The sequence below is a fragment of the Flavobacterium sp. FlaQc-57 genome, assembly GCF_044007395.1.
In the GTDB taxonomy this organism is placed as follows: domain Bacteria; phylum Bacteroidota; class Bacteroidia; order Flavobacteriales; family Flavobacteriaceae; genus Flavobacterium.
On record NZ_JBIPDA010000003.1, the window covers coordinates 41,456 to 60,655 of the forward strand.

10 protein-coding genes are annotated in these 19,200 nt (G+C 34.7%); 7 read left to right on the forward strand and 3 right to left on the reverse strand.

All coding sequences use genetic code 11. The features are described from left to right. Nucleotides 1-234: 234 nt before the first annotated feature. Nucleotides 235-3,573 carry a SusC/RagA family TonB-linked outer membrane protein gene (locus ACHRVZ_RS11335; protein ID WP_395422544.1) on the forward strand — a complete coding sequence of 1,113 codons (3,339 nt, stop codon included), beginning with the start codon at nucleotides 235-237 and terminating at the stop codon, nucleotides 3,571-3,573. 30 nt (nucleotides 3,574-3,603) lie between these two features. After that, a complete protein-coding gene (locus tag ACHRVZ_RS11340; protein ID WP_395422545.1) occupies nucleotides 3,604-5,169 on the forward strand; it encodes a SusD/RagB family nutrient-binding outer membrane lipoprotein in 1,566 nt (521 codons plus the stop codon). A gap of 259 nt (nucleotides 5,170-5,428) precedes the next feature. Here ACHRVZ_RS11340 and ACHRVZ_RS11345 read toward each other — a convergent pair whose 3' ends face one another. From ACHRVZ_RS11345 to ACHRVZ_RS11355, 3 genes are all read right to left on the reverse strand, one after another. Continuing rightward, the gene (locus ACHRVZ_RS11345) at nucleotides 5,429-6,397 is read right to left on the reverse strand and encodes a M20/M25/M40 family metallo-hydrolase (protein ID WP_395422546.1); all 969 of its coding nucleotides are present in this window, start codon (nucleotides 6,395-6,397) and stop codon (nucleotides 5,429-5,431) included. 72 nt (nucleotides 6,398-6,469) lie between these two features. After that, nucleotides 6,470-7,801 (reverse strand): alpha-L-fucosidase, encoded by a 1,332-nt coding sequence (locus ACHRVZ_RS11350; RefSeq protein WP_395422548.1) that lies wholly within the window; start codon nucleotides 7,799-7,801, stop codon nucleotides 6,470-6,472. 331 nt (nucleotides 7,802-8,132) lie between these two features. Beyond that, nucleotides 8,133-9,806 carry a GLPGLI family protein gene (locus tag ACHRVZ_RS11355; protein WP_395422550.1) on the reverse strand — a complete coding sequence of 558 codons (1,674 nt, stop codon included), beginning with the start codon at nucleotides 9,804-9,806 and terminating at the stop codon, nucleotides 8,133-8,135. Nucleotides 9,807-10,252: 446 nt separating this feature from the next. On the opposite strand from ACHRVZ_RS11355, the gene ACHRVZ_RS11360 reads away from it, so the two are divergent. The 5 genes from ACHRVZ_RS11360 to ACHRVZ_RS11380 all read left to right on the forward strand — a co-directional run bounded on the left by ACHRVZ_RS11360 (nucleotide 10,253) and on the right by ACHRVZ_RS11380 (nucleotide 19,179). Further along, on the forward strand, nucleotides 10,253-12,436 hold the full coding sequence (locus tag ACHRVZ_RS11360; protein ID WP_395422552.1) for a glycoside hydrolase family 3 N-terminal domain-containing protein: 2,184 nt from the start codon (nucleotides 10,253-10,255) through the stop codon (nucleotides 12,434-12,436). 160 nt (nucleotides 12,437-12,596) lie between these two features. After that, entirely contained in the window at nucleotides 12,597-14,855 is a 2,259-nt protein-coding gene (locus tag ACHRVZ_RS11365; protein ID WP_395422554.1) for a GH92 family glycosyl hydrolase, read from the forward strand. A 324-nt stretch (nucleotides 14,856-15,179) separates the two neighbouring features. Next, on the forward strand, nucleotides 15,180-16,085 hold the full coding sequence (locus tag ACHRVZ_RS11370; protein WP_395422555.1) for a metallophosphoesterase family protein: 906 nt from the start codon (nucleotides 15,180-15,182) through the stop codon (nucleotides 16,083-16,085). Between the two features lie 132 nt (nucleotides 16,086-16,217). Further along, nucleotides 16,218-17,507: an L-fucose:H+ symporter permease gene (gene fucP / locus ACHRVZ_RS11375; RefSeq protein ID WP_395422556.1), complete on the forward strand. Its 1,290-nt coding sequence runs from the start codon at nucleotides 16,218-16,220 to the stop codon at nucleotides 17,505-17,507. A gap of 16 nt (nucleotides 17,508-17,523) precedes the next feature. Further along, nucleotides 17,524-19,179, forward strand: a complete 1,656-nt coding sequence (locus ACHRVZ_RS11380) for a UxaA family hydrolase (RefSeq protein WP_395422557.1) — start codon at nucleotides 17,524-17,526, stop codon at nucleotides 19,177-19,179. Nucleotides 19,180-19,200: the final 21 nt, after the last annotated feature.

Consider the following 19,200-nt stretch of genomic DNA (forward strand, 5'->3'; position numbering starts at 1 on the left):
CTAAAACGATATAGTGAATCAGAAGATAAAACAAGTGAAATATAGACCAATTATTAAACAAAAAAAGTGCTTATGATGTAAAAGAAGTAAAGATGTGTTAAACAAGAAACTTAATTATTATTAAATTCTTTTGAAGAGAATAATAATAAAAAATTAAAGGTTTTAGTGCTCATTTTTAGGAAATCAGAACCCTTAATTAAAAAAATTAAAAACCAAACCAAACCAATATTAATTATGAGAAAACTGTTATACGAATCACTATTAGTCTTTCTAATGGTAATGTGCTTCCAAGGGGCGAAAGCACAAGACAAAACAATCTCCGGAGTAATTACAGACAATGCAAATCTTCCTGTGCCTATGGCTATAGTTAGAGAAAAAGGTACAAAACAAGAAACGGCTACAGATGAAAATGGAGTGTTTAAAATTTCGGTAAAAGAAGGAGCAACTCTAGTTGTTAGTTCGATAGGGTTCAAAACAACAGAGTTAAAAGCTGTTGATGGTATGAAAGCGAAATTAGCAAGTGCTACAAATGAACTTGATGGTGTTACAGTTACCGCTTTAGGTCAAACAAAAAAGAACAAATCAATTGGATATGCTACAAGTATAATTAAAGCAGATGCGATTACAAAAACGGCTTCGCCAACAATCGCAAACTCTTTGTATGGTAAAGCGCCAGGTGTACGTATTAGTTCTACGCCGGGTGGGGCAGGAGCAATCAATATCCAAATTCGCGGTATAAACTCTATTACAGGTAGAAATCAGCCACTTATCATTTTAGATGGTGTGCCTATTCGTGACGGAGAGGTTAATAACAATGATTATTGGAATCAGCAACGTGTTAAAAATAATGGTCTAGCAGATATTAACCCTGAGGATATCGAAAACATTTCGATTCTTAAAGGAGCTTCTGCAGCTGCATTATACGGTTCTGAGGCTGTAAACGGAGTTGTATTAATTACATCTAAATCTGGTAAAGGAAAAAAAGGTCTAGGTGTTGATTTTAGTACTAGTTATTCTGGGAACGAAATTGCATACATGCCAAGATTTCAGTATGAAAGAGGTCCGGGTTGGACAAATGCAAATTATACTACAGGATTTTTAGCGCCAGACGGGTTTGCTCATTATGACACGAATGGTGATGGAGTTGCTGATACAAGAGGAGTTTCGAATAGTACTAATAACTTTGGTCCTTGGTTTGATGGTAAACCTGTTATGACTTGGGATGGAGTTATACGTCCGTATTCTGCTCAAAGAGATGGATACAAAAACATGTTCCAACAAGCTTGGGATGGAACAACAAACTTTGCACTTACCAATAGTACTGAAAACAGTAATATACGTTTTTCTTATACACATATAGAATCTGAAGGATTAAGTATGGGGAACAACAACAAAAAGAACAATTTTAACGTAAATGCATCTTTCAAAACTGGAAAACTGAAAACAGATGTTATTGTAAGTTATATGAACCAAAATATACATAATCGTACATTTGCTATGGATCGTTTGGTAAATAACTTTACAGGTATGCTAAGCCCATTTGATAATGGTGATTGGTACAAAGAAAAATACAAAACTAGTTTAGGATACAAATACGTTACAGGTCAAGGTACACAGAGTTTAACGCCAAATGAAAATATTTATCGTAATGGTTTTAGATCAGATATTGCAGATTATTTCTGGAATATAAATGCTAAGCAACAAGACGAAATTACAAATCGTTTAATTGCCAGTGTTGCTGAAACACTTACAATTACAAAAGATTTAACGTTACGTGGTCGTGCTTCTACTGATTTAACTTCGGTAAACACAGAAAGTAAAAGCCCTGTAGAGATACCTTTAGTGTACCAATTTGGAGGAAATGGTGATACTTCTGGTTCTTTCATGATGGAATCTCAGGATTACAATATTCTTTATGGTGATTTATTATTGACTTACAATAAAAAAATTAACGAAGATTTTGGTGTAAATGCGCTTCTTGGTTATCAAGGTTCGCAAGAAACTGGTAGTTTCTTATCTCGTTCTACAAATGGTGGTTTAAGTGTTGAAGGATGGTATGATATGAATTCATCTATTGGTTTAGCGACTAGTACTTCTACAAGATATAAAACTGTTAAAGATGCCGTATATGGTACTTTAAGCGGAAGCTTTAGAAACTATTTGTTCATTGAAGGAACAATCAGAAAAGACCGTACGTCTACAATGAATCCAAATAGTAATAGCTTTACTTATCCTTCTGTAAATACAAGTTTTGTTTTATCAGATGCGGTTAAATTGCCAGAGGTTATTAATTATGCAAAATTGCGTGGTTCTTGGGGTAAAGTGGGTAACTATCCGGATCGTTACAGAGCAAACGTAGCATTTATTCAAACTACTTTGGGAACTCAAGGAACAGCAAATCCGGTTTTAATTACAAATTCTCAGGATTTATACGGAAACGAAGGAATTAAACCTGAAATGAAAACAGAATTTGAAGTTGGTTTCGAAACAAAATTCTTTGACAGAAGATTAGGTTTAGATTTCTCATACTATAATGCAGATATTAAAGATCAAATTCTTGATTTAAGTTTGGCACCAACAACAGGAGCAAGTAAAATATTAGCTAACGTAGGGGAGCTTAATAATAAAGGATTTGAGATCGCATTGACTGCTTCTCCTTTTAGAACAGAAAATTTTTCTTGGGATCTTACTTTAAACTGGGCAAAAAATACCAACAAAATTGTAAAATTAGCTAACGGTGCAAGTGAATTATTGCATATGGACTATGATGGATCTGCAGCTCAATTAAAATCAGTAGTAGGTGACCCAATGGGAGGTATTTATGCTCATCCTGTTAAAACAGATGACAAAGGAAATAATATGGTTGACTCTGATGGATATTTAATGATCGACGGAGACAAATGGGTTAAATACGGAAGTGCTATGCCAAAAGGAGTGGGAGGTTTGTTAAACACATTTACCTACAAAAATTTCACATTAGATGTAAATATCGATTATTCTTACGGTGGTTATTTAATGCCGACAGGTATTAACTGGATGATATCAAGAGGTTTAACTGAGGAGTCATTGAAGTATAGTACAAATGAGCGTGGTGGTTTGACTTACTACATGGACAATAATGGTAAAGGTGTTCAGGTTCCTAATAGTTCAACAGCCGGACCGGGCGGACAAACATTATTCCGTGATGGTATGTTGATGACTGGAGTTACTGCAGATGGTGCAAACAACACAAATGTAATCTCTCAGGCAGGTTATTACAACATGACTTACAACTGGGGAGGGCCACAATATAGTAGTTCTCGTTATGAATTATACATTCAAAAGAATGACTATGTTAAATTAAGAGAGTTATCTCTAGGGTTTAATGTGCCAGCATCTTATGCTAGTAAAATTGGAGCAACTAAATTAAGTTTTTCTTTCTTCGGACGTAATTTATTTTACATCTACAGAACAATTAAAGATATGGATGCTGAAGCAACAACTGCTGGTTCAAGATGGGAAAAAAACGTAAACAATGCAGGATTGACTCCGTCAACAAGAAGTTATGGAGTAATGTTGAGAGCATCTTTCTAATTGGATAAATTATAATTAAAAAAATACAACATGAGAAAATTATTATATATATCACTAGTATCGGCGTCAGTTCTTTTGAACTCTTGTTCGAAGGACGATTTTGCAGAGGCATACAGAGATCCGTCTACAGTTACAGAGACAACCGTGCCTAAACAATTTGCCGGGTTCATGAAAATTAACTTCGAGGATGTAATCCCATCTTATTGGAATTATTTTACAGTAATAAGAACAACTTCACTTAGTTTTACTCAGGCTCACGGTTTTCTTAACTCATCAGGTCGTTATGTTACGGGAGCAACTATTAATGACAGATGGGTTAGGTATTACAAATTTGTTACTCAATTTAGAGAGTTAGAAAAAGTATACGCATCTTTACCTGCAGCTGATCAGGCAGCAAATAGAATCTATATGATCACTGCAACTATTTACTTGTACGATCATACAGCAAAAATGATCGATAATGTAGGAGATATTCCATTCTCTCAGGCTGGTAAAATTAGTATGACAGGAGGAGATTATTCAAAAGCAACGGCTAAGTACGATAATCAAACAGAGCTTTATATTAAGATGTTAGATGAGTTGAAAGCTTTTTCAACAGAATTGAATTCAGTTACTTTGAATGCTGGAGTAGAAACAGTATTTAAAAATCAGGATTTAATTAATAAAGGAAGTCTTGTTAGCTGGAAAATCTATTGTAATTCTCTACGTTTAAAGTTATTAAACAGAGTTTCTGCAGTTCCTGCTCTTACAGCAAGAGCAAATTCTGAAATGGCAGAAATTATTGCTGAAGGAAAAATCGTTGACGAAAGTACTGAGAATATTGCATTTAGAGTATATACTCAGGATGTTGATTTGGATACTTCAGGATTTTTTGACGCTTTAGAGTCAGGAAACAACAACATTGCCCCAAAACCAATGATTGACCACATGAATGCTAATAGCGATCCTCGTGAGCCTTGGTTGTTTGAAAAAGGAGCAAATGCAACTGCTTATGTAGGACTTGACCCAACATTGTTATCAGGAGCTCAGGAGCAATTAATTGCTGATACTAAAATTGCAATTTATAACAGATCAGTAATTAGTAAAAACAAATGGTTGCCAGGTACATTAATAAATGCTGCCGAAGTAAACTTGATTCTTGCAGAGTACTATTCTAGAAATGGTAATGGAGCTTTGGCAAAAACATATTTCGAGAAAGCCATCAGACAATCTATTGAATATTATGTAAGATTAGGTGATAAAGCAGATGTTTTAACTTGGAAACCAACTGCAGAACCAACTGTTGCAGAAGTGAATGCTTATATCACTAAAATTAATTTTGCAGGAGCTACAACAGCAGCAGATCAATTGAAGTTAATTGCTTTTCAAAAGTACATTCACTACAATATCATGCAGGCTGATGAATCTTGGGCAGAACAAAGAAGATTAAAACTTCCTGTGTTCACTTTCATGGAAGATGAAACAAGTACAATTAGAAAAACTCCACCAACTCGTTTCACGTACCCAAATTCTGAAAGAGTTTATAATACAGATAATTATAATACGGTTAAAGATAAAGATAACCTAAGTACTAAAATTTTCTGGGACGTAAAATAATTTCATTTTTAAATGTTTTGTTAGTAATTGGTAGACCCCGGATTCAGGATATTTCTTGAATCTGGGGTTTTCCATTTACAGACGTTTTTTATCAAATGAAAAGAAGCGTCAGTCTGGGTTGTATAAGTAAACCCAAAAAAAATCGGCAAACTAGCAGTTAATTACACTGTAGTTCGCCGATTTTTGTTTTGTTAGACTTCGTCTTTAGTTTCTTTTAATCATATCGTAAAGAAGCTATAAAAGAGAATTTTAAATCATTTTAATTTTGTTTAATAAAAGTTAACGGCTGTTCGTAATTGGCAATAGAAACTAAAGCATTATAAATGTATTTAGAAACTAAAGCACCGCCTTCGCTGTTAATTAAAGCAGTATCATCTTCGGGAGTGTGATATTGCGGATGTCCGCCCGTATGCAAACCAATTGCCGAAATATCATTTTTATAAAAAGTAACATGATCAGAACCGCCCACATCACCAGCAAAAACAACCGGATTAAGTCCGCTACCTTCACCTAACTTTTTCATCAGTTCTACTCCGTCAGGAAAAGTTCCCGCTCCGCCCATATAAAGTTCTTTTTTATCATTTAATCTTCCTACCATATCCATATTGATCATTACTTTTACAGCATTCTTAGCTACAGGTAAGTGATTCACAAAGTATTTAGAACCCAATAAACCTTCTTCTTCGGCACTGAACGAAATAAAAATAATACTTCTTTTAGGAGCAATTTTATTATGATGAAGTTCTTCTAATATCGACAAAAGCGCTGAAACTCCTGAAGCATTATCATCGGCTCCATTATGAATAGCAATCGCTTCTTTTTTCTTGCTGCCTGAACCTTTTCCACCCCATCCCCAATGATCGTAGTGCGCGCCAATAACGATGAATTCCTTCTTTAAATTTTCATCAGAACCTTCAATATAACCAACAACATTTTGTGTGGATACACTGTCTGATTTAATTTTATTAATATCAGGTTTCATGAATATTTTGAAAGGCTGATAGTAGCTATCATTGAATTTTTTTAACCCAAATTTTTTAAAATATTTTTTAATGTAAGCCGCAGCTTCATTATTGCCTTTTGTTCCCGCAAGACGACCTTCCAGTTTATCTGAAGCTAGGTAAGTGTCGTGCTTAAGGAATTTCTCAGCAGAAATCGTGGTTTGTGCAGTTCCTTTTTCAGCTGCAATAAAGGCAACTGCAGAAAAGAGAATAACTTTTTTTAACATTTTTGTAATAATTAATTTTTAGGATATTGAATATTAGCTCACAACATTTATTGATTTTGTGAGCTAATAGAATTACTGGATTTGCATTTCGATTATGGTATCAATTGCATCTATTTTTACGCCATTCAAATACACGAATGTTCCCTCAGGCTGTTGTTTGAATTTCAGTTCTTTTTTGCCGTTCATCAAATAACATTTTTTAATTTTTTGCTTCATTTCGGGAATAAAAATATAATCATTCTGATTTGGAGTCTTGATAATGTGTGCAAACAAGGTTTTATCTTTAGCAGTAAATACACCCCAATCCTGCGGTTTCATTACATTGCCTCTAGTTCCGTAAATTGTATTTCCGTTTTTATCCATCCAAACACCAATTTCTATTAAAGTTTCTTCAAACTCCGGCTGAATAGTTCCGTCTGCCATTGGTCCCACGTTCAAAAGGAAATTAGCATTTAAACTTGCTGCATTAATTAAGTAATGAATTAAATCTTTAGTCGATTTGTATTTTCGGTCGTTGATATTAAAACCCCAGGAATTGTTCATTGTTTCGCAAGTTTCCAAAGGCAATTGCGAAATAGATTGTCCACCAAATCCTGTAGAATTTCCGCCTGGTAAATCTTTCTCAAAAGCTTGAAAATCTTCTCCTTGAATTGGAGTCAGATGATGATTATTTGAAATCAAACAATTAGGCTGCAAAGTATGAATCAACTTGTAAATTTCATCATAATGCCAATTAACTTTAGATTGCAATGTTTTGTCAGTATCATTGTCCAATTGATCCCAATGACCGTCAAACCAAATCCCTTCAATTTCTCCATAATTCGTTAGTAATTCAGTCAATTGACCTTTCATAAAACGAATGTAGCTTTCCCAGTCGCTTTTTTGAGTTCGGCCGGTTCCTCTACCTGTTTTACCTGTTTCGTATTGATAATCAGATCTCGTCCAGTCTAAAAGCGAATAATAGCAAAATAATTTAATCCCTTCTTTATGACATTCGTCAGACAGTTCTTTTAATAAATCTCTTTTGAAATGCGTATTAGTAATTTTCCAATCAGACAATTTAGTGTCAAAATTGCTAAAACCATCATGATGGCGTGTGGTAAAAGTGATATATTTCATGCCAGCCGCTTTAGCAATGCCAACCCATTTTTTAGCATCAAAATCCTGTGGATTAAAAACAGTAAGCAATCTTCCGTATTCAGTTACTTTAATGTTTTGGTTGTTCATAATCCATTCGCCATTGCCCAGAACACTATAAGGACCAAAGTGAATGAACATTCCAAATTTGTCATCCTGAAATTCTTTTCTGTTTTTCAGATTTCCTTCAGTAGGAGTGTAGTTTTGAGCCATTATTGCTGTCCAGCTCATCGAGAAAAACAGCAGACAAAGTGTGATTTTTTTCATGTTTTTTGAAGTTAGGTGGTTTGAGAGTAAAGTCTTAAATAGTAAAGAATAGAATTAACTTGTTTGGCGTAATTGTTTTAACACATAGAAACATAGTTTTGGAGTACTTAAAAAAGGCGTTTCACTTATTTAAAATGCATATAGTTGTTCTATGTGAAAGAAATGTATTTCTTTTTTGTCACCTTTTTTAGATGTAAAATCTATGTTTCTATGTGTTTAATTTTTTTAGGAGTTACATCCAATGAGTTAATTTTACTTTTTTTTTGAAACTTAAATATATAAAGACTTCCGTTTAATCAATAAGTCGATATTATCTAAATTTAATTATCAATTACCTTTCTCCAATTAAAAATCCTGAAACATTCCATGCGCTGCTGCTCGTTCCTTCTGGTTTTCCCATTGGGATAGAAACGCGAATAGTATGTTTTCCTGGCGCAAGACTTCCTAAATCTATTAAATTAGGATTAGTAGTTGTTCCCGGGCACCAGTTTGAGCGGCTTAAATCTGATGAGGATAAACCATTGCCAAAATTACCCGAAGCAGGATTGCTCAATCGGTATGAGCCACAATCGGTACGCCAGGGAGTAAATCCAAAAACTTCTTTACCATCAATAAAAATAGTGTTCTTTTTCTGCAAAAATTCATCGCCGTTTTCCCAGCCGCCATGGCCAGTTGTAGTATAGCTCAACTTGAAGTTTTTGTATCCTTGCGGAACTTCAAATGACATTTCCAGACCTTTTTCATTATCAAACATTGTTGCATAATCTTGTCCGGCCATTTCCATTACATTAAGCGTGTTGAATAATGGTAAAATAAAATCGCCTTTCTCATTGTTATCTTCACCTTCATGAATCGAAATATTCAAGCTCGCTTTGTGTCCGCCCGCGTCATAATTGCCAATAAACATCCCAATGTAAACTTCCTGATTACTCAATTTTGGCTGTAAAAGTGAAATGTCCTGACGATAAAAAACACTATCCTGCCAAACCTTGTTTTTAAGCTGTAAATAGTTGAAATGTTTTACGCCAAAAGGAGTAAAAAAGCGCATCAATTCTAATAAAGGAGTATATTCATTCGTTGCCACAACACCTTGGTATTTTTTACCATTTCCGTTTTCATAAACAGGTAATGTTTTCACACCAGATTTTAATCCGTCAAGGAAAGAGCTTTTTTTATCCATTGGAATCATAAAAACAGAGCCGGTTCTGTCGTAAGCATCACCATTAGATTGCTGAGTTACATCTACAAAAATGGCACTTCCGTTTTTTATTTCAGGAAATTTTACTTTTCGAACAATAATAGTACCGCTTGCAAAACGGAGAATGCTGTCATTTGATTTTGAATCAGATGAAAAGTTAATTTGCTCTTTGTTGAAAACAGGAATGTTCGTGAAACGACTTTTCCATAGTAAATCTTTATAAGTTAACTGATCAACAGATTGTACAGCCGGTATTTTTAAAATGGAAGGAATCGTTTTTAAAATTTCAATTTTTGAAGCCGTAACAATAGAATTACCATTACGATTGGTCTCTAAAACCAAGCCTAAATCCTGTCCAAGAACACTTGGTCCGCCTTTTAATCCTAATTCATTCGTATACCAAATTTCAATTTTATTGGAGTTTACAGATGTAGTGGCTTTTTTGCAGGTATAATTCAGAATTTTTTTTGTTTCGTTGCTAAATTCAAATTTTTGCTTTGACAAAGCTTCGTTATCCTGACCAACAATAGATTTATTTGTTTTAAGCTGTGCCCATTGTAAAATAGTTTTAGTATTAAAATCGACAAAAGTCTGCTCGAAAGGCAAATTTGCTTTTTGCTGAATGATTTTGTCAGATGTTATTAAACTCAATTCTTTAGAAGCAAATAAGAGTAAAGGATCTTGGTTTTCGCTAATTTTTCCATTGTAACTTCTTTGGTAAGTAATTTTAATTGCCTTTGGTGCTTTTTGTGCAAAAGAAAGGGAGATTATACAAAAGGCTAAGAATACAAAAAGTTTTTTTTTCATGTTGAGGTATTGTTTGGTTTGGCAGTCCTTCGAATTTCATTTTGAAGGAACAGAGAGGTTAATTATGAAAAATTCAAAAAAAACGAATTAATTTACTAAATCGATTTTGTTAAAAGCAAATATAAAAAAAAATAACTGTAAATTTGAAAATGCCGGAGAGCAATAAAGTAGTGGAAATTAATAGAGTAATTATCATTTGTTTGTAAAAAAGGAGATCGTTTTTAGAATTTAGTGAAAGGTAATTGATAATTAAATTTAGATAATATCGAATTATAATATAAACGATAGTAGTTATATATTTCAATTTCTAAAAGAATTGGAATTTAATAGAAAATCTACAAGAATAACTCTTTGTCTCTGAGGGAAAGGAGTTGTTTTTATGGGGGTGCTATTTTTAATTTTTACAGTAAATTATCTCGCTTTTATATAATTAAAATACATCAATAATGAATTGTTCAGTAAGTTGCAGATTTGTAATGTTTTTTTGTTTCTGTATCGGAATTACTTCTGCACAGCAAAAAACATATCCCTATAAAAATCAAAATTTATCGATAGATAAAAGAGTAGACGATTTATTGAAAGAACTAACGATTGAAGAAAAAATCTCTTTATTAGGATTCGAAAGCAAAGCCGTAAAACGATTGGATATTCCGCAGTACAATTGGTGGAATGAATCGCTGCACGGAGTAGCAAGAGCAGGAAAAGCAACCGTTTTTCCACAAGCTTTAGGAATGGCTGCATCTTTTAATGATAACTTATTGAATGAGGTTGCAAATGCCATTTCAACAGAAGCGAGAGCCAAAAATAATATGGCTGTAGCTAAGGATCGTCGTTTGCAATATATGGGATTAAATTTCTGGTCACCAAATATCAATATTTTCAGAGACCCACGTTGGGGAAGAGGACAGGAAACCTATGGCGAAGATCCATTCTTAACTGGAAAAATGGGAACTGCCTATGTAAAAGGTTTGCAAGGAACAGATCCAAAATACATGAAAGCGGCAGCTTGCGCCAAACATTTTGCAGTACATAGCGGTCCTGAAAAAAACAGACATTCTATTGATGTTATTGTAGACGAAAAAGATTTGAGAGAAACTTATTTATACGCTTTCAAAAAATTAGTCGATGCAAAAGTAGAAACCGTAATGTGTGCTTATAATCGCGTAAATTCAGAACCTTGCTGTACAGGTAAAACATTATTAAAAGATATTTTACGTAACGAATGGAAATTTGGTGGTCACGTCGTTACCGATTGTTGGGCGTTGCAGGATATTTATGATAGTCACAAAACTTTACCAAATAGTGTGACCGTCGCAGCAGCGGCAATCAAAGCTGGAGTAAATATGGATTGTAGCGGATTATTGCAAAAAGATGCGATCAATGCGTTGAATCAAAAAATGATTACCCAAAAAGATATTGATGATGCATTGGCGCCAACTTTGCGAACGCAATTCAAATTAGGATTTTACGACAAAGCTGAAGATAATCCGTATAGAAAATATGGTATCGACAGTATTGCAAATACGTATCACAGAAATCTAAGCCGAAAAATGGCAGAACAAAGCATGGTTTTGTTGAAGAATGGTGAAGTAGGAGAAACGAAAGCAAAATTGCTTCCGCTGAAAAAAGAAGATTATAAATCGATGGTTGTGGTTGGACCAAATGCAGCTTCACTAGATGCTCTATTAGGCAATTATCACGGAATCACAGATAAAGCCGTAAATTTTGTAGAAGGAATTGCAGGAGCTGTAGATCCTGATACCCGTGTAGAATATGATATGGGTTGTGATTTTACCGATACCAAAAATTTTGGTGGAGTTTGGGCAGCTTCTATGGCCGATTTGACGATTGCCGTAATTGGTTTTACGCCAGTTTATGAAGGTGAAGAAGGCGATGCTTTTCTAGCCGATGGAAAGGGAGACAGAAAAAACATGGATTTACCGGCTTCGCATATCGCATACATAAAAGCACTTCGTAAAGGAACGAAATCGCCACTTGTAGCAGTAGTAACAGGCGGAAGCGCAGTAGATATTTCGGCAATTGAACCTTATGTTGATGCGATTGTTTTTGCTTGGTATCCAGGAGAACAAGGCGGAACAGCTTTGGCTAATCTTCTTTTTGGGAAAGTTTCTCCATCAGGACATTTACCGGTTAGTTTTTACAAATCTTTCAGCGATTTACCGGATTATAACAGTTATGCAATGGCAGGCAGAACCTATCGTTATTTTGATAAAGAAGTGCAATATCCTTTTGGTTTTGGATTAAGTTACAGCACTTTTGGCTACAATTGGGTTCGACGACCTAAGACTGTGAAAATGAGTTCAGACAAAATTTCAATGCAAATCGAAATTTTTAATACAGGTCAATATGATGCAGATGAAGTTGCTCAGGTGTATGTCGAATATCCAACTGTGGATAGAATGCCGTTGAAAGAACTGAAGGCTTTTAAACGTGTTTCGTTGGCTAAAGGAAAATCAAAAACAATCACACTGGAAATTCCATTGGAAGAGCTTCAAAAATGGGATGATACTACAAAACAATTTAGAATCTATGAGGGAAACTACACATTGAAAATTGGTTCGAATTCTAGAGATGCAATGTTGGAAGGTAGTTTTGAGATTGAGAAGTAGAAGAGAGAGATTATAGAAGCAAGATTATAGAGTAAAGATTAAAGATTATAGAAGCAAGATTAAAGAGTAAAGTGCTCAAGTTTGCTCCGCTTGAAATTAGTGCAATTCGTGGCAAAAAACTTTTTAAGATGTTACCACAGATAGATCAAATCAAAAAAATATGAATAAAAATTTAAAATCAACATTTTTTGCAATTTTAGGCCTTTGTTGCCTGCAAATGCAAGGGCAGACTAATAAGCAAAATTTAACGCAATATGTAGATCCTTTTATTGGGACAGGATTTCACGGACACGTTTTTATGGGTGCAAATGTTCCTTTTGGAGGAGTGCAGTTAGGACCTGTAAATATTTCACAAGGTTGGGATTGGTGTTCGGGTTATCATTATTCTGATCCGACTATTATTGGATTTTCGCACACGCATTTAAGCGGAACCGGAATTGGAGATCTTGGAGATCTGCTTTTTATGCCAGCGGTTGGTAAAATCAACTTGAAAAAAGGAACTGCCAAAGACATGGATAACGGATATATTTCAGGTTTCGATCATAAAGATGAGGTTGCAAAACCAGGATATTATTCGGTTATTTTAAAGAAAAACGGAATCAAAGCCGAAATGACAGCTTCAGAAAGAGTTGGTTTTCAAAAATATACTTTTCCTGCTTCAGACAAATCACATATCGTTTTAGATCTGGTAGAAGGAATTGGATGGGATAAAGCGGTTGATACTTATATCAGAGTAAAAAATGATACTTTGATCGAAGGATACCGTTTCTCGAAAGGCTGGGCGCCAGATCAACGCATTTATTTTGCAGCAATTTTATCAAAACCAGCTAAAAAAATCCAATTGTATAACAATACAAGAGAGATGATTAACAAAGTGGTTTTGGGAGATAGTGCCAAAGCAGTACTTCAGTTTTCGACTTTAAAAGATGAGGTGATTAAAATTAAAGTGGGAATTTCGGCAGTAAGTACGGAAAATGCTTTAATGAATATAAAAAAAGAAATTGCGGGCTGGAACTTTGAAAAAGTTGCTGCTCAGGCAGATGAAAAATGGAACAAAGAGTTGAATAAAATACAGGTAAAATCGAAAGATATTGCCAAAATGAGAACATTCTACACCGCTTTATATCATACCATGATTGCACCGTCGACTTACAATGACAGCAATGGCGATTATTACGGATCAGACAAACAAGTGCATAGAGCAGCAGGATTTACCAATTTAACCACATTTTCGTTGTGGGATACTTACAGAGGAGCAAATCCATTACTTACCTTAACACAAACAGATAAAGTATCGGATATCGTTAATTCGATGTTGGCGATTTACAAAGAAACAGGTCATCTTCCGGTTTGGCATTTAATGGGGAATGAAACCTACTGTATGCCTGGAAACAGTGCTATTCAAATTGTTGCCGATGCGTATTTAAAAGGCATTAAAGGCATTGACGGAGAATTAGCTTTTGAAGCGGTAAAAGCAACCGCAATGCAGGATGATCGCGGGGTTAATTTTGTAAAAAAGTTGGGGTATATTCCGGGAGATAGTTTGAGGGAATCAGTATCTTATGGTATGGAATATGCAATTTCTGATGGCGCTATTGCAATGATGGCAAAAAAAATGGGAAAGACAGAAGACTATAATTACTTCTTTAACCGTTCAAAAGCGTATAAAAAATATTACGATCCTTCAGTTGGTTTTGTACGTGCAAAGCTAAGCGATACAGAATGGAGAACACCATTCGATCCCTTTAAGTCGATACATGAAAAAGGTGATTTCTCTGAAGGAAATGCATGGCAGTATACCTGGTTAGTACCTCAGGATGTCGAAGGGCTTATTGCAATGCTTGGTGGAGAAAAAACATTCACAAAAAAGCTTGATACTTTGTTTAAAATCACGGGTGATATGGGAGCAGAAGCTTCAAGTGATATCACGGGTTTAATTGGTCAATATGCACACGGAAACGAGCCAAGCCACCACATTACATATTTGTATAATTTCGTAGGACAACCTTGGAAAACAGCAGAGAAAGTACGTTACATTGTGGATAATTTATACAGCGATAAACATGATGGATTGTGCGGAAATGAAGATGTTGGACAAATGTCGGCTTGGTATATTTGGAGCGCAATGGGAATGTATTCTGTAAATCCGTTCAACGGAATTTATGTTTTTGGAAGCCCAAGTATGGATGAATCCACATTGAATTTAGCGGATGGAAAAAGCTTTACTGTAAAAGCTTTAAACAACAATTCGAAGAATATTTACATTCAAAAAGCAACTTTAAACGGAAAACCTTATACGCAAAGTTATATTCTTCATTCGGACATTATGAAAGGTGGAGAATTAATTTTTACTATGGGAGATAAGCCTTCTAAAATTTGGGGAGTTGCTGCAAAAGACAGACCTTATTCAGTCAAATAAATATTGAATCGCTAGGTGTAAATAATTTTAACACATAGTCCCGACGCTTCGGGATAGATTAAGAGTTCTTGAAAAAGGCGTTTCACTTTTTTAAAGTATACATAGGTTGCTATGTGTATGAATAGCGTCCAGCTTCAGCTGGATGTAAATAGTAAAAATGATATTTAGGGCTTTAGCCAAAATTTAAAAGTTTGGCTAAAGTCCTTTTTGTTGCCAATTTATTCCTCCAGTTAAAACAGGAGGCTATTTAATCACACAAAAAAATAGATTTTAAAATAAAATCTGCTCAATCTGCTAGAGAAATTATAACACACAAACTACAAAATGAAAAGAAGAGATTTATTAAAATACATTGGATTAACAGCCGGTACTGTAGCTTTAACTGGTTCAACTTCTATTATTTCTGCAGCAGAAAAAAACAATAAATCCAAAAGAGTTTTACGCATTGCACATATTACCGATGTACATATTCGTCCGGAAGAAAATGCACAAGATCGATTTGAGAAATGCTTAGAAGAAATCAAGAAACACAAAGTCGATTTTTTTCTCAACGGTGGAGATTCCATTTTTGCAGCAGATTATGATAATATTACTCGCGAAAGAGTAAATGAATTATGGAAAATTTGGAATCATACAACCAAGGGAATTAGCGGTTTTGAAATGCACAGTTGCCTCGGGAATCATGATATGTGGTGGGTTGCCCCAAACAAGCAAGATAAAATGTATGGGAAAGATTATGTTGTAAAGCAATTAGGAATCCCAAATCGTTACTATAGTTTTGATAAAAAAGGATGGCATTTTGTAATCTTAGACAGTAATAATGGCGGAGGTTCATTAGACGATGAGCAGCGTTTATGGCTAGAGAAAGATTTACAAAGTATTCCTGTAGGCACGCCGGTTGTTTGCATGAGCCATTATCCTATTCTTGCGGTATGCACACATGTTGATGGAGGAAACCATACCGATTCGAAATACATCAGTGATCTTTTTTACAAGCACAAAGACAAAAAAATAACCTGTTTGAGCGGACACATTCATTTACTGGATGAAGCCATTTACAACAATGTACATTATTACTGCAATGGTGCTTTGAGCGGTTTTTGGTGGGAACCGGGAGATAAAGACTCAGCAGGAAAAACATATTACAAACAAACACCTCCAGGTTACGCTATTATAGATCTGTTTGAAGATGGATCAGTTGTAAACCAATACTTTCCACATTCTTTTTAAATGTACCTTTTTTGTTTAAAATTATCATAATAGACAATTAATAATTAAACAAGGGTAATATTGAATTAATAATTATACTTTAAGTATTATATTTTTATAATCGCAAAAAAGTATAATTTTAATAAAAAGCATATGGCATTAATAACGCAGTTGGATGTTCAAAAAGAGGCTGGTACGAAAGAAAATAAGAAATGGCTTTTTCCTTTTATATTAGTTACCAGTTTATTCTTTTTCTGGGGATTTGTACACAATCTAGATCCAATACTTATTCCACATTTACGAAAAGCATTTAATCTTACAGACTTAGAATCGTCTTTAATAGATTCTTCTGTGTTTATAGCCTATTTCGTCATGGCGTTGCCAGCGGGTTACATCATGCGAAAATACGGTTATAAATCTGGAATAATGATTGGGTTAATACTGTTTGGTATTGGTTCAATTTTGTTTGTTCCAGCCGCCAACTCACTACAATATATTTACTTTTTGGGAGCTTTGTTTGTTATAGCCTGTGGGCTTACTTTTTTGGAAACGGCAGCCAATCCTTATGTAACGATTTTGGGGCCGTCTGAAACAGCTACCAAAAGATTGAATTTTTCGCAATCGTTTAACGGATTGGCTGCTTTTATTGCTCCAGCTTATATTGGACCAATGATTTTATCCGGAAAAAATCTAACTCAGACTCAAATGGATGCCATGGCACCTGCAGAATTACATGCTTATGTTTTAGAAGAAGCAGCGAGTGTAAAAATGCCATATTTAATTTTAGGACTAATTATTTTGACAGTAGCAGTTTTGTTTTATTTTACCAATATGCCAGATGTAAAAGACGAAGATAAAGAAGGAGCAGATGGAGCAAGTTTTGCAGGAGCTTTAAAATCAATGCGTTTAAGATGGGGAATATTAGCACAGTTTTTTTATGTAGGAGCACAAGTTTGCGTTGCAAGTTTTTTTATTAAAATGGCAACCACTTCAGCAGGTCTTGAAGAAGGTGTTGCAGCCAAATATTTAGGCTTTTTTGGATTAGCATTTATGCTGGGACGTTTCGCAGGAACATTCTTTATGCAATACATTCAGCCTAGAAAATTATTAATCATTTATGCCATAATTAATATTTGCTTATCAATTCTTGCCATCGTAGGAACAGGAATGATTGTAGTTTATACTTTAATTGCAATAGCATTTTTCATGAGTATCATGTTTCCAACTATTTTTTCAATGGGAATTGATGGACTTGGACACAACACAAAAATTGGTTCTTCATTGATCGTAATGTCAATTGTTGGTGGAGCATTGCTTCCTCCGGTTTTAGGATTGATTTCGGATATTACAGGAAGTATTCAGTACGGTTACATAGTTCCGTTAACCTGTTTCTCAGTAATTCTATTGTTTGCATTTAACGGACATAAAACAAATAAAGCATAAATTCTATTTATATAATATGTTAGAAAACGGAAGTAAAAGATTGGTTATAAAAATGCACCCAGATGATAATGTACTGGTGGCTTTAACAGATTTGTCTAAAGGAGAAAGCGTAGTTTTTGAAAACGAAACTTATATACTGCAAGACAATATAAAGGCAAAGCATAAATTTTATACAACCAATTTGAGAGCGGGAGATGAAATTATTATGTACGGCGTTTTGGTTGGAAAAGTACAATGTGATGTTGCAAAAGGAAGTTTAATGACAACCGAAAATCTTAAACATGCAGCAGAACCGTATAAGTATCGTCATGTAGATTTTGAATGGCAGGCACCAGATGTTTCTAAGTATAAAGACAGAACTTTTAACGGATATAAAAGAAATGACGGTCGTGTAGGAACTGCCAATTACTGGTTATTTGTACCAACAGTATTTTGCGAAAACAGAAATCTGGATGTCATACGCGAAGCTTTACACAACGAGTTAGGATATTCCGTAACCGATAAATATACGCAATATACACACGCTTTACTTGAAGCTTATAAAAACGGAAAAAGTTTGGACGCAATTGATGTTCAATTAACTCCAGAGCCTTATACAAACAAAGTTTTTAAGAATGTAGACGGTATAAAATTTTTAAATCATCAGGGAGGCTGCGGAGGTACACGCCAAGATTCGGCTACATTAAGTGCCTTACTAGCATCATATGCAAACCATCCAAATGTAGCAGGAATAACCGTGCTTAGTTTAGGATGTCAGCATTTACAAGTACAGGATTTTACAAACGATGTCAAAAAACAAAATCCATCTTTTGATAAACCTTTATATATTTTTGAACAACAACAATCAAAAAGCGAAGAGCAATTAATTGCAGATGCCATTAAAAAAACATTCGAAGGATTAATCGAAATAAACAAACAAGAACGAACTCCGGCACCATTAAGCGAATTATGTTTAGGAGTTAAATGTGGAGGAAGTGATGGTTTTAGCGGCGTTTCAGCTAACCCGGCTGTAGGTTACACATCAGATTTATTGGTCGCTTTAGGCGGTAAAGTATTACTGGCAGAATTTCCGGAATTGTGTGGAGTAGAGCAAAATTTAATTGATCGTTGTACATCCGAAGAAACAGCAAAAAAATTCATTGATTTAATGCAATCATATGATGCATTGGCACATAAAGTAGGTTCAGGATTTCATATGAATCCGTCACCGGGAAATATCAAAGACGGTTTAATAACCGATGCGATAAAAAGTGCCGGTGCAGCCAAAAAAGGAGGAACTGCACCAGTAATTGATGTATTAGATTATACAGAACAAGCTACAAAAGCAGGTTTAAGTTTAGTTTGTACACCAGGAAACGATGTAGAAGCCACAACAGGAAAAGCAGCATCGGGAGCAACACTAATATTGTTTACGACAGGATTAGGAACTCCAACCGGAAACCCAGTTTGTCCAGTAATCAAAGTAGCTACAAATTCGGTTTTAGCAAAAAAAATGAGCGATATAATAGATATTGATTGTGGTCCAATTATCAGTGGAGAGAAAACCATAGAAGAAATGGGCGAGGATATTTTAGAATATTGTATCAGAGCTGCCAGCGGTGAAATAATTCCAAAAGCAGTACTATTAAATCAAGACGATTTTATTCCGTGGAAACGTGGAGTATCATTGTAGTAATTATGAGTTGTAAATAAT